The sequence below is a fragment of the Agrobacterium leguminum genome (assembly GCF_005144435.2).
Classification (GTDB): Bacteria; Pseudomonadota; Alphaproteobacteria; order Rhizobiales; family Rhizobiaceae; genus Agrobacterium; species Agrobacterium leguminum.
Genome location: NZ_CP120211.1, coordinates 2,988,075 through 3,004,217, shown reverse-complemented (window position 1 = coordinate 3,004,217; position 16,143 = coordinate 2,988,075). Strand labels below are relative to the sequence as shown.

The following is a 16,143-nucleotide window of genomic DNA, read 5'->3' as shown; positions in this document are numbered from 1 at the left end:
GCATGCATGTGATGATTTTCGGCGCGGGATATTCGGGCAAAGCCATCGCTAACGCGCTGAGAACCGAAGCAGCAAGCGTTTCCGGCACCACACGCAGCCAGGACAAGTTCCCAAACCTCGCCGCCGCAGGCATGACGCCGTTGCTCTTCGACGGCGTTCAGCTCAGTGACGCGCTCGTCACCGCAATGGGCAATATCACGCATCTCGTACAGTCCGTCGCACCGGGCAAGGATGGCGATCCGCTGCTTGCGCTTCTGGGCGGCGATCTGAAAAAGCTCATGCCCAATCTGAAATGGGTCGCTTATCTTTCCACCGTCGGTGTTTATGGCGACCATGGCGGCGCCTGGGTGGACGAGACAACGCCCTGCCGCCCGGTCTCCGCGCGATCCGTGGAGCGGGTGGCTGCGGAAACCGCCTGGACTGCGGCAGCGGAAAAGGCGGATGTGCCGCTTTCCATCCTGCGCCTGTCCGGAATTTACGGCCCCGGACGCAATGCCTTCATGAATTTCGAGAAGGGAACGGCACGGCGGCTGGTGAAGAAAGACCAGGTGTTCAATCGCATCCGGGTCGAGGATATCGGTGCCGCACTTGCCTTTCTGGCACGGAAAAACGAACGCGGCATCTTCAACGTGACCGACGACGAACCCTGCCCGCCGCAGGATGTTGTGAGCTTCGCAGCAGCGCTGATGGGTGTGGAACCGCCACCCGAGCAGGCCTTCGAGACCGCCGATCTGACGCCGATGGCGCGCTCTTTTTATGGCGAGAACAAGCGCGTTTCCAATGCCAGAATACGCGATCTCGGCTTCGATTTCCGCTTTCCGGAGTACAGGTTCTCCCTCAGACAATTGTGGGAAAACAGCCTCTGGCGAGGCTGAAAAACCCCACCCTGAAAAGCGATGAAAAATCCTTCCAATCCCGCTTTTGCGGATGGTTTTCGTCTTATTTCAGCCAATTAGGATTTTATTAACCATCCAAAAATCACTAAAATCGTAGTCATTAGAAAAATATTTCACTCACATTTCGTGAACTGGATTCACGAAGCCGTGACCTGCAACAGCATTTCCGTTATCCATTGATTCTGCGTTATTTTTTCCAGCTTTTCGGCGGGAAGCCCTGCCGACAACTTTCCGGCTAACGATCACAAATATTACAGACTGTAACAGTTCGTGATTTGAGGTCAGCTTTTTTTCGCCATTTTTCCCTCGCCCTACAATCTCGCATCAAAAGGCGTTCAGGCCAGTTCATGGCCGTTTAGCAAGGGCACAATCAATCGGCGCGGGGCCGATTTTCAGGGAAGCACAGTTTGTTGAATATCCGTCGTATAACTTTCACCGCTGCAACTATCGCCGCCTGTTCCATCATTGCGCCTCTTCAGGCGAATGCGGCAAATGGTTGTGGAGGCGCATCGTGGTATGCGTTGACCTCCAAGACTGCTTCGGGCGAGCGCATGAACGCCGCCAACCTGACCGCCGCCCACCGCTCGCTGCGGTTCGGTACCAAGGTCAAGGTGACCAATGCGCGCAATGGCAAGGCCGTTGTGGTGCGCATCAATGACCGTGGGCCTTTCATCAAGGGCCGCGTTCTCGATCTTTCCAAGGCAGCCGCCAAGAACATCGGCATGATCAACTCCGGCACCGCCAAGGTCTGCTACGAGGTCGTCAAGGCCGATTGAGCCTTGCCCTCGCCGCCATTCGCGTCTACCAACCGGGCTTAGCACAAGAACGAGGTAGACAATGCGTTTAGGCGGGCGTTTGGCCGGAGCAATCGAAGTATTGGCGGATATTGAGGGACGCAGGCGTCCCGTCGCCGATGCTCTGAAAGATTGGGGCCTTGCCCATCGTTTCGCCGGCTCCGGCGACAGGGCTGCAATCGGCAACATCGTCTATGACGCGCTGCGCATGAAACTGTCGCACGCCTGGCTGATGGATGACGACAGCGCTGCCTCGCTTGGTTATGCCGTGCTGCTGCGCCAATGGGGCAAGAGCTTTTCGGACCTTTCGGCGGAATTCGACGGCGACAAATTCGCCCCCGCCGCACCGGATGAACAAAGGCAGCAGGCCTTTCTGTCCCGTTCCCTCAGCGATGCACCGGCCCATATTCAGGGCGACATACCCGAATGGGTGCAATCCTCCTTCGAAACCGCCTTTGGAGAGCGCTGGCTCGCCGAGGCGCAGGCGCTGAATGAGCGGCCCACGCTTGATCTGCGCGCCAACACCTTGAAAGCGACGCGCGACAAGGTGCTGAAGGCTTTGGAGGAAAGCGGCGCGGAAGCCACACATATCGCCCGGCAGGGCGTGCGCATTCCCGCTGGCGAAGGCCCTTCCCGCCTGCCGAACGTTACCGCCGAACTGTCCTTCCAGAAGGGCTGGTTCGAAGTGCAGGACGAAGGCTCGCAGATCGTTGCCGATCTTGCCGGTGCGCATGAAGGCGAGCAGATCCTCGATTATTGCGCGGGCGGCGGCGGCAAGACGCTGGCCATGGCGGCCAGCATGAACAATAAGGGCCAGGTCCACGCCTTCGACGCCGACCGCAAGCGCCTTGCGCCGATCATCGAACGGCTGAAGCGGGCCGGCACGCGCAATGTGCAGGTGCACGACCGCGCCTCCGGCCTGACGCCGTTTCAGGAAAAATTCGACCGCGTTCTGGTGGACGCGCCCTGCACCGGCACCGGGACATGGCGTCGCCGGCCCGACACCAAATGGCGGCTGACGGCCCGCAATCTGGAAGAGCGCGTACAGCAGCAGGGCGAGGCGCTTTCGCAGGCCAAGGGGTTCGTACGCCCGGGCGGAGAGCTGCTTTATGTCACCTGTTCGGTTCTGCCCGAAGAAAACGAACAGCAGGTAAGGCGTTTCTGCGTGGAAAATCCGGAATTTTCCATCGGCTCCGCACTGGAACGCTGGCAGACGACTTTCGGCGGCAACGCGAATAAACCGCATTCTTCCGACAGCAAGACAGTGACGCTGACGCCTGCAACCACAGATACGGATGGCTTCTTCTTCTGCTTGATGAAACGCAAAGCATAACGCTGTCTTTGCAAGCACTGATTTTACTTGGAAAACAACACCAGGTCTTGTTTCAAAGCATTCTAAACTAGAATGTTTGACACAAGTTTGTGATTGGGTCAGAACTCGCTTGCCGCGGCGCGAAGTCATTTCACGCCTGCCGAAGGAGAGGGATCATGATCCGCAAAACCATTCTCAGCGCTTCTTTTGCGCTTCTTGCCGCATCTGCGGCTTTCACCGCGCTTCCCGCCCGGGCCGCCACCGACGCGGCCGCCGTCGTCAAGCATTATGCCGATGTCGCGCATGCGAAATACGAGGATTCGCTGTCCACGGCGAAGGCGCTGGACAAGGCCATCGATGCGCTGATCGCAACGCCGAGCGAAGAAACCCTGAAGGCCGCCCGGGAAGCATGGATCAAGGCCCGCGTTCCCTATCAGCAGTCGGAAGTCTACCGTTTCGGCAACCCGATAGTCGACGATTGGGAAGGTAAGGTGAATGCCTGGCCGCTGGATGAAGGTCTGATCGACTATGTCGACGGTTCTTACGGTACGGAAAGCGACGAGAACGAGCTTTACGTTGCCAACATCATCGCCAATCCGAAGATCAAGATCAGCGGTGAAGAGGTCGACGCCTCCAAGATCACCCCCGAGCTGATCGAAAGCCTGCACGAGGCGGGCGATGTCGAAGCCAATGTGACGACCGGTTACCACGCCATCGAATTCCTGCTCTGGGGTCAGGATCTGAACGGCACCGGACCGGGCGCAGGCAACCGCTCCTACACCGATTACGACAAGGCGAAATGCACGAACGGCAATTGCGACCGCCGCGCCGATTACCTGAAATCCGCCTCGACCCTGCTGGTCAAGGATCTTCAGGAGATGGTGGATGCCTGGGCGCCGGAAGGCGAAGCCACGAAAACGGTGGAAGCCGATCCGAAAGCGGGCCTGACCGCCATTCTCACCGGCATGGGTTCGCTCTCCTATGGCGAGCTGGCGGGTGAGCGCATGAAGCTCGGCCTTCTGCTGCACGATCCGGAAGAGGAGCATGATTGCTTCTCCGACAACACCTACAATTCGCATCTTTACGACGCGATCGGCATCGCCTCGGCCTATACCGGCGACTATACCCGCGTGGACGGAACGAAGATGACGGGCGCTTCGCTGTCGGAACTGGTCGGCGCCAAGGACAAGGCGCTGAACGACGAGATGCTGGCGAAGCTGAACAAGACGCTCGACGCCATGCATGCGATGGAAAAGCGCGCGCAGACCGTCGAGGCCTATGACCAGATGATCGGTGAAGGCAACAAGGAAGGCAACGCCGTGGTTCAGACGGCCATCGACGGCCTTCTCGATCAGACGAAGACTGTCGAACGCGTCATCGCGGCGCTCGATCTCGGCAAGATCGAGCTTGAAGGCTCCGACAGCCTCGACAATCCGAACGCCGTCTTCAAATAAGTGGTAAAGCGGGCCGCAGATCGCTGCGGCCCGTTACTTTTCACCCGCCCTTATTGTCATGCAATTTTTGCTGCCGCCGATCCGCAAGCCATTCTTCTTCGCCGGGGCAGCCTGCCTTGTGGCGTCGATGGCGCTTGCCGAACCGCTGCGCAACGACCTGACGGAGAAAGATCGAAGCCGCGTGCTGGCCGTGACCGCGCCAACGGCGGATTTTACCAGGCCGGAACCTTTCGAAGCCATGTCCGGCGGAGCGACGACGAGCGTCAGCAAGGCCGACAGCGGCGCGTTCTCGCATCCTTCCGCCACCATGCCGCTCGAACGGAAGCAGGATTTCAAGCTCGGCAATGCGCTGTTCCAGAAGCTCTGGGTCTCCTCTCCGTCCTCCACACAGGCCTCGGACGGGCTCGGGCCGCTTTTTAACGCTCGATCCTGCCAGACCTGCCATGTGAAGGATGGCAGGGGTCGACCGCCTCTTGCCGGAGAAGACGCCGTCTCGCTGTTTCTGCGGCTGGCGCGACCGGCCCGCAATGAAGCCGAACGACAGGCCATTGCCAGCCACCAGGTCCTGAATTTTCCCGATGAGACCTATGGCCGGCAGCTTCAGAACCTAGCCATTCCCGGCCTCGCCGCCGAAGGCAAACCGGTCATCGCCTATACGGAAGAGCCGTTTCAGCTGGCGGATGGTGAGGTGGTGATGCTGCGCAAGCCCGACTATGCCGTGGCGAACCTGCAATATGGCTCGCTCGGTGCGGACACGACGCTTTCGGCGCGCATCGCCATGCCCACCCTCGGTCTTGGCTTGATCGAGGCCATTGCCGAGACCGATATTCTGGCCAGGGCCGACCCGGACGACAACAATGGCGACGGCATTGCCGGGCGTCCCGCATGGGTCAAAGACCATCGCACCGGCGAGGTGAAACTCGGTCGGTTTGGCTGGAAAGCGCAGAATGCGAGCGTGCGAGACCAGAGCGCCAGCGCCTTCTCCCACGATATCGGCATTTCCACACCGGATGCGCCGAATGCCTATGGCGACTGCACGGGCGTCCAGAAGGACTGTCTTGCCATGCCGACCGGTGTGCAGCTGAGGCTCGGGCCGGTGGAAGCGCCCGATCCGGTTCTCGATCTCGTGACCTTCTATACCGAAAACCTCGCCGTGCCGCGCCGCCGCAACGTCGATGATCCGACGGTCCTGCAGGGAAAGCAGCTTTTCTACGCCTCCGGCTGTACGGCCTGCCACACCCCGAAATTCGTCACTCGCCGCGACGCCGCCGACCCCATGCATTCTTTCCAGCTGATCTGGCCCTATTCCGATTTTCTGCTGCATGACATGGGCGAAGGACTTGCCGATGGCCAGCAGGTGGGCGAAGCAAACGGCAGACAGTGGCGAACCCAGCCGCTCTGGGCCATAGGCCTGACGCAAAAGGTCAATGGCAACGGTTTTTACCTGCATGACGGGCGGGCGCGCAGCCTGACGGAAGCGATATTGTGGCACGGCGGCGAAGGACAAAAAGCGCGCGACGCCTTTGCCGCCTTGCAAAAATCCGACCGGCAGGCTTTGCTGGCCTTTCTGGAGTCCCTTTGATGAAAAATGCCATGCGAAAAATTTCCGGCGTCATGTCCGTGCTGCTGCTCCTGACCACGCCGCCGGCAAGGGCGCAGGATGTGGAACTGATGCCGCCGCCGCCGCTCGACCCGGTTGAGGTGCGGGGCGTGATGGAAAAGGCGGTGAACGGTTTCATCCGTCCCGGCTATGACCGCTTCCGGCAGTCGGCGCAGACGCTGGAAGGCCGCATGAGAGCTTTCTGCACCGCTCCTTCCGAAACGACGGCAGCGGCGGCCAAGGCTGCCTTTGTCGATACGGTGTCAAGCTGGTCGACCATCGAGATCGTGCGTGTCGGCCCCGTCATCGAGAAGAACCGTTTCGAACGCGTGCTCTATTATCCCGACAAGAAGGGTCTCGGGCTGAAACAGGTGCAGCGTTATCTCACCGAAAAGGATGAAAGCGTCACGAGTGCGGATGGCCTGAGCGGCAAGAGCGTTGCGGCGCAGGGGCTCGGCGCTCTTGAGTTCGTGCTTTACGGAACCGGAGCGGAAGAACTGCTCGACAGGAAGGGTGATTTCCGCTGCCGTTACGGCGCCGCTATCGCCGGCAATATCGCCAATGTGGCGGCGGAACTTTCCTACAGCTGGAATGCGCCTGACGGCGCGCAGAAAAACTGGACCCAGCCCGGAGCGGACAACCCCGTCTTTCGTGACGAGCGCGAGGCGCTTGTTTCCCTGCTCGGCATTCTCGTCCATGGCTCCGAAGCCATTCGCGACCAGCGGATCGAAACCTTCTACAAGGGACCGGACAAGGCAAGATTTCCCCGCACCGCCATTTATTGGCGCTCCGGCCTGACATGGCAGAGCATTTCCACCAATATCAAGGCGGTTCAGACGCTGCTGCACACGGCGGATATGGTCGAACTCGTACCGCCCGATCAGCGCTCCATCGTCAACTCCATCGATTTCATCGCCAAATCGATGATCCGCGTTGCCGGGACCATCGATACGGATGTGCAAAAGGCGCTGGATCAGGACGATCAGCGCGCCAAGGTGGATTATCTGCTGCTCAATGGCAAAGACCTGATCTACCGCTTGAACGATCAATATGGCGGCGCCATCGGCCTCAGCTCCGGCTTCTCCTTCGCCGATGGGGACTGAGCCGATGATCTCCGGCGCCAAACGGATGCTGATAGATCGGCGCAGCTTCATCAAAGCGGCGGGAGCTCCCTTCCTCGCCGCGCTGGCTCCCCGTTCACTTTATGCGCTGGAGCGGACAGACGCGGTCTTTGCTTCCGCCTTCCGCGCCCGTGACGGGTCCTACGGCATTGCGACGGTGAGCGAGCGCGGCGAGATCATCGACCGCGTCGCGCTTCCTGCCCGCGCCCATGGAATGGCGACGAGCCATGCGACCGGCATGACCGTGGCCTTTGCGCGCCGGCCCGGCACCTTCTTCATGGCCTTCGACCCCGCGCGGCGCGGCGAACCGACCGTGATGCACACGCCGGAAAACCGCCACTTCTACGGCCATGGGCAATTTTCCCCTGACGGAACAATCCTCTATGCCAGCGAAAACGACTTCGACGGCAATCGTGGCGTTATCGGGCTCTATGACGCCCGCAACGGCTTTGCCCGCATCGGCGAATATGATGCGCATGGCATCGGCACGCATGACATGACGGTGAGCGATGACGGCCGGCTGATCGTGATCGCCAATGGCGGCATCGAAACCCATCCGGATTTCGGTCGAACCAAGCTCAATATCGACAATATGCAGCCGTCTCTCGTGCTTCTGGACGCCTCGACCGGGCAAGTGATCCAGAAACACGCCATGCCGGCGCATCTGCGGCAGCTTTCCACCCGCCATGTCGATCTCGGCGATGACGGGCGTATCTGGTTCGCCTGCCAATATGAGGGACCGCGCAACGATCTCCCGCCGCTTGTCGGCCATTTCTCCAGGGGCGAGGCTCTCACCTTCGTCGATCTGCCGGAAGAAACGACGGTGCGCCTTGCCAATTATGTCGGGGCCATTGCCGTCAACCGGCGCGATGGGCTGGTGGGCCTGACATCGCCCAACGGCAACGCCGCCGTGACGCTGGATGCGAAAACCGGGCGCGTCGTTTCCGAGACGACCGTGCGGGAAGCGGCAGGCGTCGCGCCCGCCGCGAGAGGCATTGCGGTTTCTTCCTATGACGGCTTTTTCGAGACCCGGCGCAGTGACGTGGCGTGGGACCAGCACATCGTGCGTCTGCCCAGCTAAAATACTGAAAAGAAAGGGGAACAAAAGCCCGGCCGGCGCATTGGACGGATCATGAGAAACCTTGCCGTCTATGTCGTTTTTGTGGTTGCTGTTGTTGCCGTGGGGGCGCTGATTGGCGTCAACAATGTGCCCGGCGAATGGTATCAATCGCTGCAGAAGCCTTTCTTCAATCCGCCCAACTGGATTTTCGGGCCCATCTGGACCGCGCTTTACGTGCTGATCGGCATTGCCGGCGCACGGACATGGATCCGCAAGCCGATGGGAACGCGCATGCGGCTCTGGTTCACGCAGATGGTGCTGAACTTCCTGTGGTCTCCGATTTTTTTCGGAATGCAAAGCCCGGCGGGTGCACTCATCATCATCATTCCGATGCTGATCTGCATCGTCGCCTTTGTGGCGCTCACCTACCGCCGTGACCGCATATCCATGTGGCTTTTCGTGCCCTATGCCGTGTGGGTCGCCTTTGCCACGGTGTTGAACGCAAGCATCGGCATGTTGAACTAAATCCCCGCACCGCCCTTGCCTTGCCTGCCGCCACACGCCATGTCAGTTTGCGATGAGGCAGAAGCAGGCAGGTAGGCCATGGAGATCACGGATCCCGGCGATTTTCGTCAGCGGATAGAAAGAAGCTTTGCGCGGCAGGGCGTGGTGCAGGCGATTAACGCCGAGATCAGCCGTATCGAACACCGGCTGGTGGAAATCGAACTCCCCTTTCATGAAAAGCTGACGCAGCAGCACGGCATATTGCATGCCGGCGTCATCGCCGCCGGTCTGGACACCGCCTGCACCTATGCCGCCTATACGATCATCGAGCCGGAAGCCTCGCTGCTGACCATCGAGTTCAAGGTCAACCTCATGTCGCCCGGGCGCGGCGAGCGGTTCCTGTTTCGCGGCGAGATCATAAAGCCCGGCAACAACCTGATCGTCGCCGATGGCCGCGCCTATGCGCTGTCCGACGGACCGGCGAAGCTGATCGCCTCCATGACGGGCACGATGATGGTGGTGAAGGGGCGCGAGGATATTACCGGATGAGCTACCGGCTTTTGCATGTTGCGGATAAATCCGTCCTCTTCGTCATGGCGGCTTCCCCCGAATACGGTCCCCATCTTCAGGCACGCATTGCGCCGCTGATGACCGGTATCGGCCCGGTCGAGGCGGCAATTGCCGTCACAGGCGTTCTTGCCGGTCTCGATGCGGCCGATCACCTGCCCGACCTCGTCGTTTCGCTCGGTTCCGCCGGTTCGCGGACGCTGGAACAAACCGGCGTCTATCAGGCGATTTCGGTTTCCTATCGCGACATGGACGCCTCCGCCTTCGGTTTCGAAAAGGGCTGCACGCCGCTGCTCGATCTGCCCGCAGAAGTGGCTTTGCCTTTGCGGATACCTGAAATTGCCGAGGCGCGGCTTTCCACGGGCGCCAATGTCGTTTCGGGCGAGGTCTACGGGCTGATCGACGCCGATATGGTGGAAATGGAAACCTTTGCGGTATTAAGGGCCTGCCAGCGCTTCGGCATACCGCTCGTCAGTCTGCGCGGCATTTCCGATGGCAAGGTGGATGTGAACCATGTGGACGACTGGACGGAGTACCTGCACATCATCGATGAAAAGCTGGCGGATGCCGTCGACAGGCTTTGCCGCGCCATCGAAGACGGTGCGATCGCCCTTTGAAACCTTGCGATTTTCGCAAATTTCCGCTGTTTGACGCCCGCTTCCGGGTTGCCTAAAGCCGCCATTTTCTTTAAAGGCTCGCCATGACCCAGATAGCCCATCCCGACAGCATTCTCATCATCGATTTCGGCAGCCAGGTGACGCAGCTGATTGCGCGCCGCATCCGCGAAGCCGGGGTCTATTGCGAAATCCATCCGTTCCAGAATGCCGCAGAGGCGTTCGAGAAGCTTCAGCCCAAGGGCGTGATCTTCTCCGGCGGCCCCGCATCTGTCACGGCGGAAGGAAGCCCGCGCGCACCGCAGGCGGTGTTCGACAGCAAGGTTCCGATCCTCGGCATCTGCTACGGCCAGCAAACGCTCTGCACGCAGCTCGGCGGTGTGGTCGAGGGTGGCCATGCGGCGGAATTCGGCCGCGCCGATATCGACATCAAAAAGGCGAGCCCGCTTTTCGAAGGCTTCTGGGAACAGGGCAAGAGCTATCCCGTCTGGATGAGCCATGGCGACCGCGTGACGAAGCTGCCGGAAGGTTTCGAGGTCATCGCGACCTCCGAGAATGCACCTTTCGCCATCGCCGCGGACGAGAAGCGCCACTACTACTCCACCATGTTCCACCCGGAAGTGGTGCATACGCCTGACGGCGGCAAGCTGCTCTCCAACTTCGTGCACAAGATCGTCGGGCTCAAATCCGACTGGACGATGGCGGCCTATCGCGCCGAAATGATCCGCAAGATCCGCGAGCAGGTCGGCACCGGCCGCGTGCTCTGCGCGCTTTCCGGCGGCGTCGATTCCTCGGTTGCGGCCATCCTCATCCATGAGGCGATCGGCGACCAGCTCACCTGCGTTTACGTCGACCACGGCCTGATGCGGCTTGGCGAAAGCGAGCAGGTCGTCGGCATGTTCCGCGACCATTACAATATTCCGCTGGTGCATGTGGATGCCGCCGACCTGTTCCTCGGCGAACTGTCGGGCGTTTCCGATCCGGAAGTGAAGCGCAAGACCATCGGCCGCCTGTTCATCGAGGTCTTCGAGGCCGAAGCGGCCAAGATCGCCGCCGATGGCAAGGGCGCACCGAATTTCCTGGCGCAGGGCACGCTTTACCCTGACGTCATCGAAAGCGTCTCCTTCTCCGGCGGCCCCTCGGTCACCATCAAGAGCCACCACAATGTCGGCGGCCTTCCCGAGCGGATGAACATGCAGCTCGTCGAGCCGCTGCGCGAGCTCTTCAAGGATGAAGTGCGCGCGCTCGGCCGTGAACTCGGCCTGCCGGACAGCTTCATCGGCCGCCACCCCTTCCCCGGTCCGGGCCTGGCAATCCGCTGCCCCGGTGCGATTACCCGTGAGAAGCTCGATATTCTGCGCAAGGCGGATGCGATCTATCTCGATGAAATCCGCAAGGCCGGTCTCTACGACACCATCTGGCAAGCTTTCGCCGTGCTGCTGCCGGTGCAGACCGTGGGCGTCATGGGCGATTACCGTACCTATGACTTCGTCTGCGCGCTTCGCGCCGTGACCTCGGTGGATGGCATGACGGCGGATTTCTATCCCTACGACATGAATTTCCTTGGCCGCGCAGCAACCCGCATCATCAACGAAGTGCGCGGCATCAATCGCGTCGTCTATGACGTGACGAGCAAGCCGCCCGGCACGATCGAGTGGGAATAAGGACTATACTCGACAGGTCCTATAAAGATGGCGCCGCGACTAGTTCGCGGCGTTTCTGTTTTGCCGTGCGAGATAGATGATCTGGGCGGTCAGGCCAACCACGAGGATCGCCAGCAACCCTGCCTGAGCGCCGAGAAGCAGCGGCGATTTCAGGTCCGTAACCAGAGGTTGGCCGTCTGGAACACGACGCAGGATTTCGCTGACCGTCGGGACCATCAAAAGAAACGCACTGATGCTGAGACAGATGGTTTCGATATATCTGGCCATGCGCGTTGAACCCAGAACACCTTCGATGCCGTAACCTGCGAGCAGGAACAGGATGGTCAGGACGCCAACGCCGTAACTGATCGGCTGATGCGCCACGAGGAAGACCGTCGCAGCGCCGATCAGCATGGAGACAAGATAGAGGGTGCCTAGCGCTGATCGGGGAACGATTCGACCGTGGCGGGCAAACATGTAAATGGCGGCGGGAATGGCCGGCAGGCTTCCAAGCGTATGGATCCAGCCGAGCGGAGAAATTCCGAACATGAGAGATTGCCTTTCTCGTCCAGAAGGACGTGGTGGTCCGGGAAGCAGACCGTCATCGACAAATCTGCCAGCTTAATACGGTCTATTTTTTCGGTGGCGTGCCGCTCAGGTCATGCATCGAGCTCCCTCCCGAAACTCCGATTTTAAGCGGTCATGCGCTCCAGCATGGGGCGGGTTATTGCGCCAAAAGTCGTCGCATCACCATGGGCACGGGCAGAGAGCATCGCGCCGTGCACGGTGGCCATGAAGATTTCAGCATTCGCTCTGGCGGTCCCGCTCAGCACGAGGCGCCCGTGGACAACGCCGCGTTCCAGAACGGCGGTGAGCCAGTCGGAGAGATTTCGAAAATGCGCGCGCACTTCAAGAGCGACCGTTTCAGGAAGAACCGGAATTTCACTGGCGAGCAGAGCGCAGACGCAGAAGGGATGAGTGGCCTCGGCGATACAGCCCTCCCAATAGCCGATATAGGCGCGGAGCTGTTCGAGCGGGTCGGAAATGTTTCGCTCCAGTTCGGCGATACCGGCTTCGGCCTCCTGCCTGTATTGAGCGACAAGTTTTTGGACCAGATCGGACTTGCCGGGAAAGTGATGGTGAATGCTCGCATTGCGAATGCCGACCACGGCGGAAATGTCGGCATAGCTGAAACTGTTGTAGCCGCCCTTTATGATCAGGGAGCGTGCGCAACGGAGGATTTCATCGGCCTTGGTTTGTGGATTTTTCATGAGAACTACCTACCAACTAGTAGGTAGAATGTCAACGCCAGGCGATTTTAGCCTATGACCGCTGACAAGAGCGTGCCGGAGACCGAGTGCGCGTGACGGATATGGCGGACCTATTCCAAGGCCGATGGCAGCTAATCCACGCCCCGAACCGAGGCCGCATCGTCCCGGTCCAGAAACTCGTGTCGTGCGGTTGACGAGCCACGAAGCCGCTTGCACGTTTGACTTTGCGCCCTTTTTCGCCAGTATTTCGACCATCCTTTGCAGAGCACCCGTCGGTCCGGCATGGCTTTAGCCAATGCCATGCAGTCCGTTAGGACAGGCTACATTTGCCTGCAAAGGACAATGGGAGGAGCCCATCGATGACACACGATGTCGATCCGAAGCCAATGTCACGCGGCGCCGCGATCCTTTACGCCATTATTTCACCGCTCAGCCTGATGGCCCTGATCTTTCTGCCTGCGGGCCGGATCGGCTGGTGTCCGGGCTGGGTTTTCCTCGCGGTCGTCGTCGCCGCCTTTGGCCTTTCCGCACTGGTATTGGCGCGTGTGAACCCGGTCATTTTCCACGCGCGCAGCCGGTTCCAGCCGGGGACCAAGACATGGGACCTGTTTCTCGTCACCGGTATCCTTCTCGCTTTTGCCGCTGAAATCCCGGTTGCGGCACTCGACGCCGGCCGGATGGGATGGTCCGTCGTGCCACTTTGGGCCATTCTGCTCGGATATATCCTGCTTGTCGGCGGCATTGCGGTTACGGCATGGGCCCAGGCCGTCAATCCGTTCTTCGAGCCGGGTGTCCGCATCCAAAGCGAGCGCGGACAGCGGGTGATCACGTCGGGCCCATACGGTATCGTGCGCCACCCCGGTTACACGGCCGCAATCGCCATGTTCACTGGCATACCGCTCGCATTGGGTTCCTGGGTGGCTCTGCTCCCCGCCGCCTTGGCCATCGCCCTGCTAATCCTGCGCACCGGCCGGGAAGATTGTCTGCTCCAGGCCGAATTGCCCGGTTATGCTGATTATGCCCGTGAAAGGCGCTATCGGCTATTTCCCGGCATCTGGTAAGCACCTAATGTTTTCGTTCTCTTTTTGTTCTTTTAATTGTTGCCGTTGGTGATAATATCCCGGCCCGGGCAAAGGCCGTGGAGCATCGCTATGGGTTTCGGGTTGGCAGATGAAGGAGGCTTAAGGCAGCTTTTCTTCGAAGGATGGGAGCCGGAGAAAATACGGCGTTTCAATCCGCGATTTAGCAGCAAGCTCTTGATCACGGTGAAACCGCCGGCAGCCCTGGCGGAACGAATTTTTGCCGATGCGTCGCGCCATGCCGCAGGGCGGACGAAGCGTGAGGCCTGTCCGCCGGAGCTTCTGCATATAACCCTGCTCTGTATCGGAGGTTTCGAGACCGTGCCTCATGGGCTGGTAGAAAGGCTGAAAGCAGCGCTGGGGGAGATCAAGGCGCGGCCCGTGCCGATCACATTCGATGGAACGTTGCTTTTCGGCAATCGCAACAGTCTGGCGCTACGCAGCAGCCGCGAGATGCAGGAACTTAAGGCTCTGGCGAAAATGGTGCAGCGCGCCCTGCGGCGGGCAAACCTGCCCTATGTCGCCGCATCGTCGTTTACGCCGCATCTCACCGTGATCTACGGCTGCGGGAAAATTGAGCTGATGCCGGCTGACAAACCCTATAGCTGGCTGGCGGGGAGCTTCGAACTCGTTTTCAGCCACAATGGCGAAACACGGCATGAGTTGCTTGGGCGCTTCGCACTCTCGCCGAAAGCGGAGCGTTATGAACGGCCTGAAAGCCAGCTACATTTGCCGGAAAAAGTGATCGGACCTTCGAAACGGCCGACACAAAGGGCGTCGGTGCGATAACATGCACCCGAAGCGGCATAGCGCTCTGATACCGACAATTTTTCCGCATTCTCCATTGGGAACTATGCGGAACCTTCTTGTGCGAATCCGATGCTTTTAGCGCCAGCCGAAAACCGATCCGGTTATCGATCCCGAGCGCAAGCGAGGCGCTATCGCCTCGCAACGGATAATGACCAGCTTAGAGCTGTACCGTGTCGAAAGCCTTGCCGTCGATGCCGAGGGCTTCGAGATCGGCGCGGGCGGGCTTGCGATGTGCGCGAACAGCGGCCGAAACCGAGAGCGCTGCACCGAGAACGGCGAAAGTTTCACCGAAGAAGTTACGCGATGTCTTTGCAACCTGACGCATTTTTCTCTCCATCTTTGATGCCCAGATAATGGGCATTTCCGGCCCGTTCTACAACTCATGATGCAGCAGGGAAGCCATGCAGCTTTGCTCGCGCTCGTTTGGATATCAGCTATTGCGATTTTGCATGGCTTAAGCACCGGAACCGGGTATATGCGCAGGGCACTTCAGCAGGCGGGTTGAATAAGACGGATATTTTGTTATGCCGGAAGTGCTTTTAGAGACGAAGAGGCAGATGGCATGACGGTCACAATTTACGGCATCAAAAACTGCGACACGATGAAGAAGGCCAGAAGCTGGCTGGAAGCCAACGATGTCGACTATTCTTTCCATGACTATAAGGCGGCCGGCATCGACCGTGCCCATCTGGAAACATGGTGCGATGCCGCGGGCTGGGAAACGGTTCTCAACCGCGCCGGCACGACCTTCAAGAAACTTGATGACGGCCAGAAGGCCGATCTCACCCGTGAGAAGGCCATCGAGCTGATGCTGGAACAGCCCTCCATGATCAAGCGTCCCGTGCTGGAAGCGAAGGACAGGATAACCGTCGGTTTCAAACCTGAAACCTACCAGACCCTTTTTGCGTGAACGCAGCCCGCCATGTCCAAAACAACCCGTGCCACCCAGATGCTGACCAAGGCCGGCGTTGCCTTCACCACCGTTACCTATGACTACGATCCGAATGCAGACCGCATCGGCCTGCAGGCGGCCGAGGCGATCGGTGAACCACCGCATCTGGTGCTGAAAACGCTGATGGCGGAACTCGATGGCAAGCCGGTCTGCGTCGTTGTCCCTTCGGATCGCGAGGTTAGCATGAAGAAGCTGGCCGCCGCCTTCGGTGGCAAATCCGCCAGCATGATGAAGCCTGCCGATGCGGAACGGGCCACCGGTTACCATGTCGGCGGCATCAGCCCTTTCGGGCAGAAGAAACAGGTGCCGACGGCCATCGAGGCCGGGGCCATGGCGCATGATTATGTCTACATGAATGGCGGACAGCGTGGCCTGCAGGTGAGGCTTTCGCCCCGCGATGCGCAAAGCGCACTGAAGGCGATTGCCGCGCCGCTGGTCGCCGATTGAAGCGCAGGAGGCGCGCCTG

General features: G+C 59.8%; 18 protein-coding genes. 15 read left to right on the top strand and 3 right to left on the bottom strand.

Going from position 1 to position 16,143, the window contains the following annotated elements; all coding sequences use genetic code 11:
* Positions 1-2 precede the first annotated feature (2 nt).
* From CFBP4996_RS14380 to guaA, 11 genes are all read left to right on the top strand, one after another.
* A complete protein-coding gene (locus tag CFBP4996_RS14380; RefSeq protein WP_080852775.1) occupies positions 3-875 on the top strand; it encodes an SDR family oxidoreductase in 873 nt (290 codons plus the stop codon).
* 428 nt (positions 876-1,303) lie between these two features.
* Entirely contained in the window at positions 1,304-1,672 is a 369-nt protein-coding gene (locus CFBP4996_RS14375; RefSeq protein WP_059759243.1) for a septal ring lytic transglycosylase RlpA family protein, read from the top strand.
* Between the two features lie 61 nt (positions 1,673-1,733).
* On the top strand, positions 1,734-3,023 hold the full coding sequence (locus CFBP4996_RS14370; protein WP_080852776.1) for an RsmB/NOP family class I SAM-dependent RNA methyltransferase: 1,290 nt from the start codon (positions 1,734-1,736) through the stop codon (positions 3,021-3,023).
* 155 nt (positions 3,024-3,178) lie between these two features.
* Positions 3,179-4,456: an imelysin family protein gene (locus CFBP4996_RS14365; RefSeq protein WP_080852777.1), complete on the top strand. Its 1,278-nt coding sequence runs from the start codon at positions 3,179-3,181 to the stop codon at positions 4,454-4,456.
* 58 nt (positions 4,457-4,514) lie between these two features.
* The gene (locus CFBP4996_RS14360; protein ID WP_080852778.1) at positions 4,515-6,038 is read left to right on the top strand and encodes a di-heme oxidoreductase family protein; all 1,524 of its coding nucleotides are present in this window, start codon (positions 4,515-4,517) and stop codon (positions 6,036-6,038) included.
* A complete protein-coding gene (locus tag CFBP4996_RS14355; protein ID WP_080852779.1) occupies positions 6,038-7,159 on the top strand; it encodes an imelysin family protein in 1,122 nt (373 codons plus the stop codon). The genes CFBP4996_RS14360 and CFBP4996_RS14355 overlap by 1 nt, the downstream gene beginning before the upstream one ends.
* A gap of 4 nt (positions 7,160-7,163) precedes the next feature.
* Entirely contained in the window at positions 7,164-8,258 is a 1,095-nt protein-coding gene (locus CFBP4996_RS14350) for a DUF1513 domain-containing protein (RefSeq protein ID WP_080852780.1), read from the top strand.
* Between the two features lie 51 nt (positions 8,259-8,309).
* Positions 8,310-8,762, top strand: coding sequence for a TspO/MBR family protein (locus tag CFBP4996_RS14345; RefSeq protein ID WP_080852781.1), 453 nt, complete (start codon positions 8,310-8,312; stop codon positions 8,760-8,762).
* 78 nt (positions 8,763-8,840) lie between these two features.
* Positions 8,841-9,290 (top strand): PaaI family thioesterase, encoded by a 450-nt coding sequence (locus tag CFBP4996_RS14340; protein WP_003520131.1) that lies wholly within the window; start codon positions 8,841-8,843, stop codon positions 9,288-9,290.
* On the top strand, positions 9,287-9,925 hold the full coding sequence (locus CFBP4996_RS14335) for a 5'-methylthioadenosine/S-adenosylhomocysteine nucleosidase (RefSeq protein ID WP_080852782.1): 639 nt from the start codon (positions 9,287-9,289) through the stop codon (positions 9,923-9,925). Before CFBP4996_RS14340 ends, CFBP4996_RS14335 begins: the two co-directional genes overlap by 4 nt.
* 83 nt (positions 9,926-10,008) lie before the next feature.
* Positions 10,009-11,586, top strand: a complete 1,578-nt coding sequence (gene guaA / locus CFBP4996_RS14330; RefSeq protein ID WP_003520133.1) for a glutamine-hydrolyzing GMP synthase — start codon at positions 10,009-10,011, stop codon at positions 11,584-11,586.
* Positions 11,587-11,625: 39 nt separating this feature from the next.
* Here the strand turns inward: guaA and CFBP4996_RS14325 are convergent, their stop codons facing one another.
* Complete coding sequence (locus CFBP4996_RS14325; protein ID WP_080852783.1) at positions 11,626-12,114, bottom strand: hypothetical protein; 489 nt, start codon at positions 12,112-12,114, stop codon at positions 11,626-11,628.
* 143 nt (positions 12,115-12,257) lie between these two features.
* Positions 12,258-12,836 (bottom strand): TetR/AcrR family transcriptional regulator, encoded by a 579-nt coding sequence (locus tag CFBP4996_RS14320; protein WP_080852784.1) that lies wholly within the window; start codon positions 12,834-12,836, stop codon positions 12,258-12,260.
* A 359-nt stretch (positions 12,837-13,195) separates the two neighbouring features.
* On the opposite strand from CFBP4996_RS14320, the gene CFBP4996_RS14315 reads away from it, so the two are divergent.
* On the top strand, positions 13,196-13,897 hold the full coding sequence (locus CFBP4996_RS14315; protein WP_170988556.1) for a methyltransferase family protein: 702 nt from the start codon (positions 13,196-13,198) through the stop codon (positions 13,895-13,897).
* 90 nt (positions 13,898-13,987) lie between these two features.
* A complete protein-coding gene (locus CFBP4996_RS14310) occupies positions 13,988-14,704 on the top strand; it encodes a 2'-5' RNA ligase family protein (protein WP_080852785.1) in 717 nt (238 codons plus the stop codon).
* 178 nt (positions 14,705-14,882) lie between these two features.
* On the opposite strand, the gene CFBP4996_RS14305 is transcribed toward CFBP4996_RS14310, so the two are convergent.
* On the bottom strand, positions 14,883-15,050 hold the full coding sequence (locus CFBP4996_RS14305) for a hypothetical protein (protein ID WP_162935939.1): 168 nt from the start codon (positions 15,048-15,050) through the stop codon (positions 14,883-14,885).
* 237 nt (positions 15,051-15,287) lie between these two features.
* Between CFBP4996_RS14305 and CFBP4996_RS14300 the strand changes: the two genes are divergently transcribed.
* Both CFBP4996_RS14300 and ybaK read left to right on the top strand, forming a co-directional pair.
* Complete coding sequence (locus CFBP4996_RS14300; protein ID WP_080852787.1) at positions 15,288-15,635, top strand: ArsC family reductase; 348 nt, start codon at positions 15,288-15,290, stop codon at positions 15,633-15,635.
* Between the two features lie 12 nt (positions 15,636-15,647).
* Entirely contained in the window at positions 15,648-16,124 is a 477-nt protein-coding gene (gene ybaK / locus CFBP4996_RS14295) for a Cys-tRNA(Pro) deacylase (protein ID WP_020812408.1), read from the top strand.
* Positions 16,125-16,143 lie beyond the last annotated feature (19 nt).

What these genes read in the sequence shown, in the direction of transcription:
- CFBP4996_RS14320 (WP_080852784.1), bottom strand. Translation starts at nt 12,836, where the DNA reads ATGAAAAATCCACAAACCAAGGCCGATGAAATCCTCCGTTGCGCACGC.
- guaA (WP_003520133.1), top strand. Translation starts at nt 10,009, where the DNA reads ATGACCCAGATAGCCCATCCCGACAGCATTCTCATCATCGATTTCGGC.
- CFBP4996_RS14335 (WP_080852782.1), top strand. Translation starts at nt 9,287, where the DNA reads ATGAGCTACCGGCTTTTGCATGTTGCGGATAAATCCGTCCTCTTCGTC.
- CFBP4996_RS14360 (WP_080852778.1), top strand. Translation starts at nt 4,515, where the DNA reads ATGCAATTTTTGCTGCCGCCGATCCGCAAGCCATTCTTCTTCGCCGGG.
- CFBP4996_RS14305 (WP_162935939.1), bottom strand. Translation starts at nt 15,050, where the DNA reads ATGCGTCAGGTTGCAAAGACATCGCGTAACTTCTTCGGTGAAACTTTC.
- CFBP4996_RS14345 (WP_080852781.1), top strand. Translation starts at nt 8,310, where the DNA reads ATGAGAAACCTTGCCGTCTATGTCGTTTTTGTGGTTGCTGTTGTTGCC.
- CFBP4996_RS14340 (WP_003520131.1), top strand. Translation starts at nt 8,841, where the DNA reads ATGGAGATCACGGATCCCGGCGATTTTCGTCAGCGGATAGAAAGAAGC.
- CFBP4996_RS14380 (WP_080852775.1), top strand. Translation starts at nt 3, where the DNA reads ATGCATGTGATGATTTTCGGCGCGGGATATTCGGGCAAAGCCATCGCT.
- CFBP4996_RS14370 (WP_080852776.1), top strand. Translation starts at nt 1,734, where the DNA reads ATGCGTTTAGGCGGGCGTTTGGCCGGAGCAATCGAAGTATTGGCGGAT.
- CFBP4996_RS14350 (WP_080852780.1), top strand. Translation starts at nt 7,164, where the DNA reads ATGATCTCCGGCGCCAAACGGATGCTGATAGATCGGCGCAGCTTCATC.
- CFBP4996_RS14315 (WP_170988556.1), top strand. Translation starts at nt 13,196, where the DNA reads ATGACACACGATGTCGATCCGAAGCCAATGTCACGCGGCGCCGCGATC.
- CFBP4996_RS14325 (WP_080852783.1), bottom strand. Translation starts at nt 12,114, where the DNA reads ATGTTCGGAATTTCTCCGCTCGGCTGGATCCATACGCTTGGAAGCCTG.
- CFBP4996_RS14355 (WP_080852779.1), top strand. Translation starts at nt 6,038, where the DNA reads ATGAAAAATGCCATGCGAAAAATTTCCGGCGTCATGTCCGTGCTGCTG.
- ybaK (WP_020812408.1), top strand. Translation starts at nt 15,648, where the DNA reads ATGTCCAAAACAACCCGTGCCACCCAGATGCTGACCAAGGCCGGCGTT.
- CFBP4996_RS14365 (WP_080852777.1), top strand. Translation starts at nt 3,179, where the DNA reads ATGATCCGCAAAACCATTCTCAGCGCTTCTTTTGCGCTTCTTGCCGCA.
- CFBP4996_RS14300 (WP_080852787.1), top strand. Translation starts at nt 15,288, where the DNA reads ATGACGGTCACAATTTACGGCATCAAAAACTGCGACACGATGAAGAAG.
- CFBP4996_RS14310 (WP_080852785.1), top strand. Translation starts at nt 13,988, where the DNA reads ATGGGTTTCGGGTTGGCAGATGAAGGAGGCTTAAGGCAGCTTTTCTTC.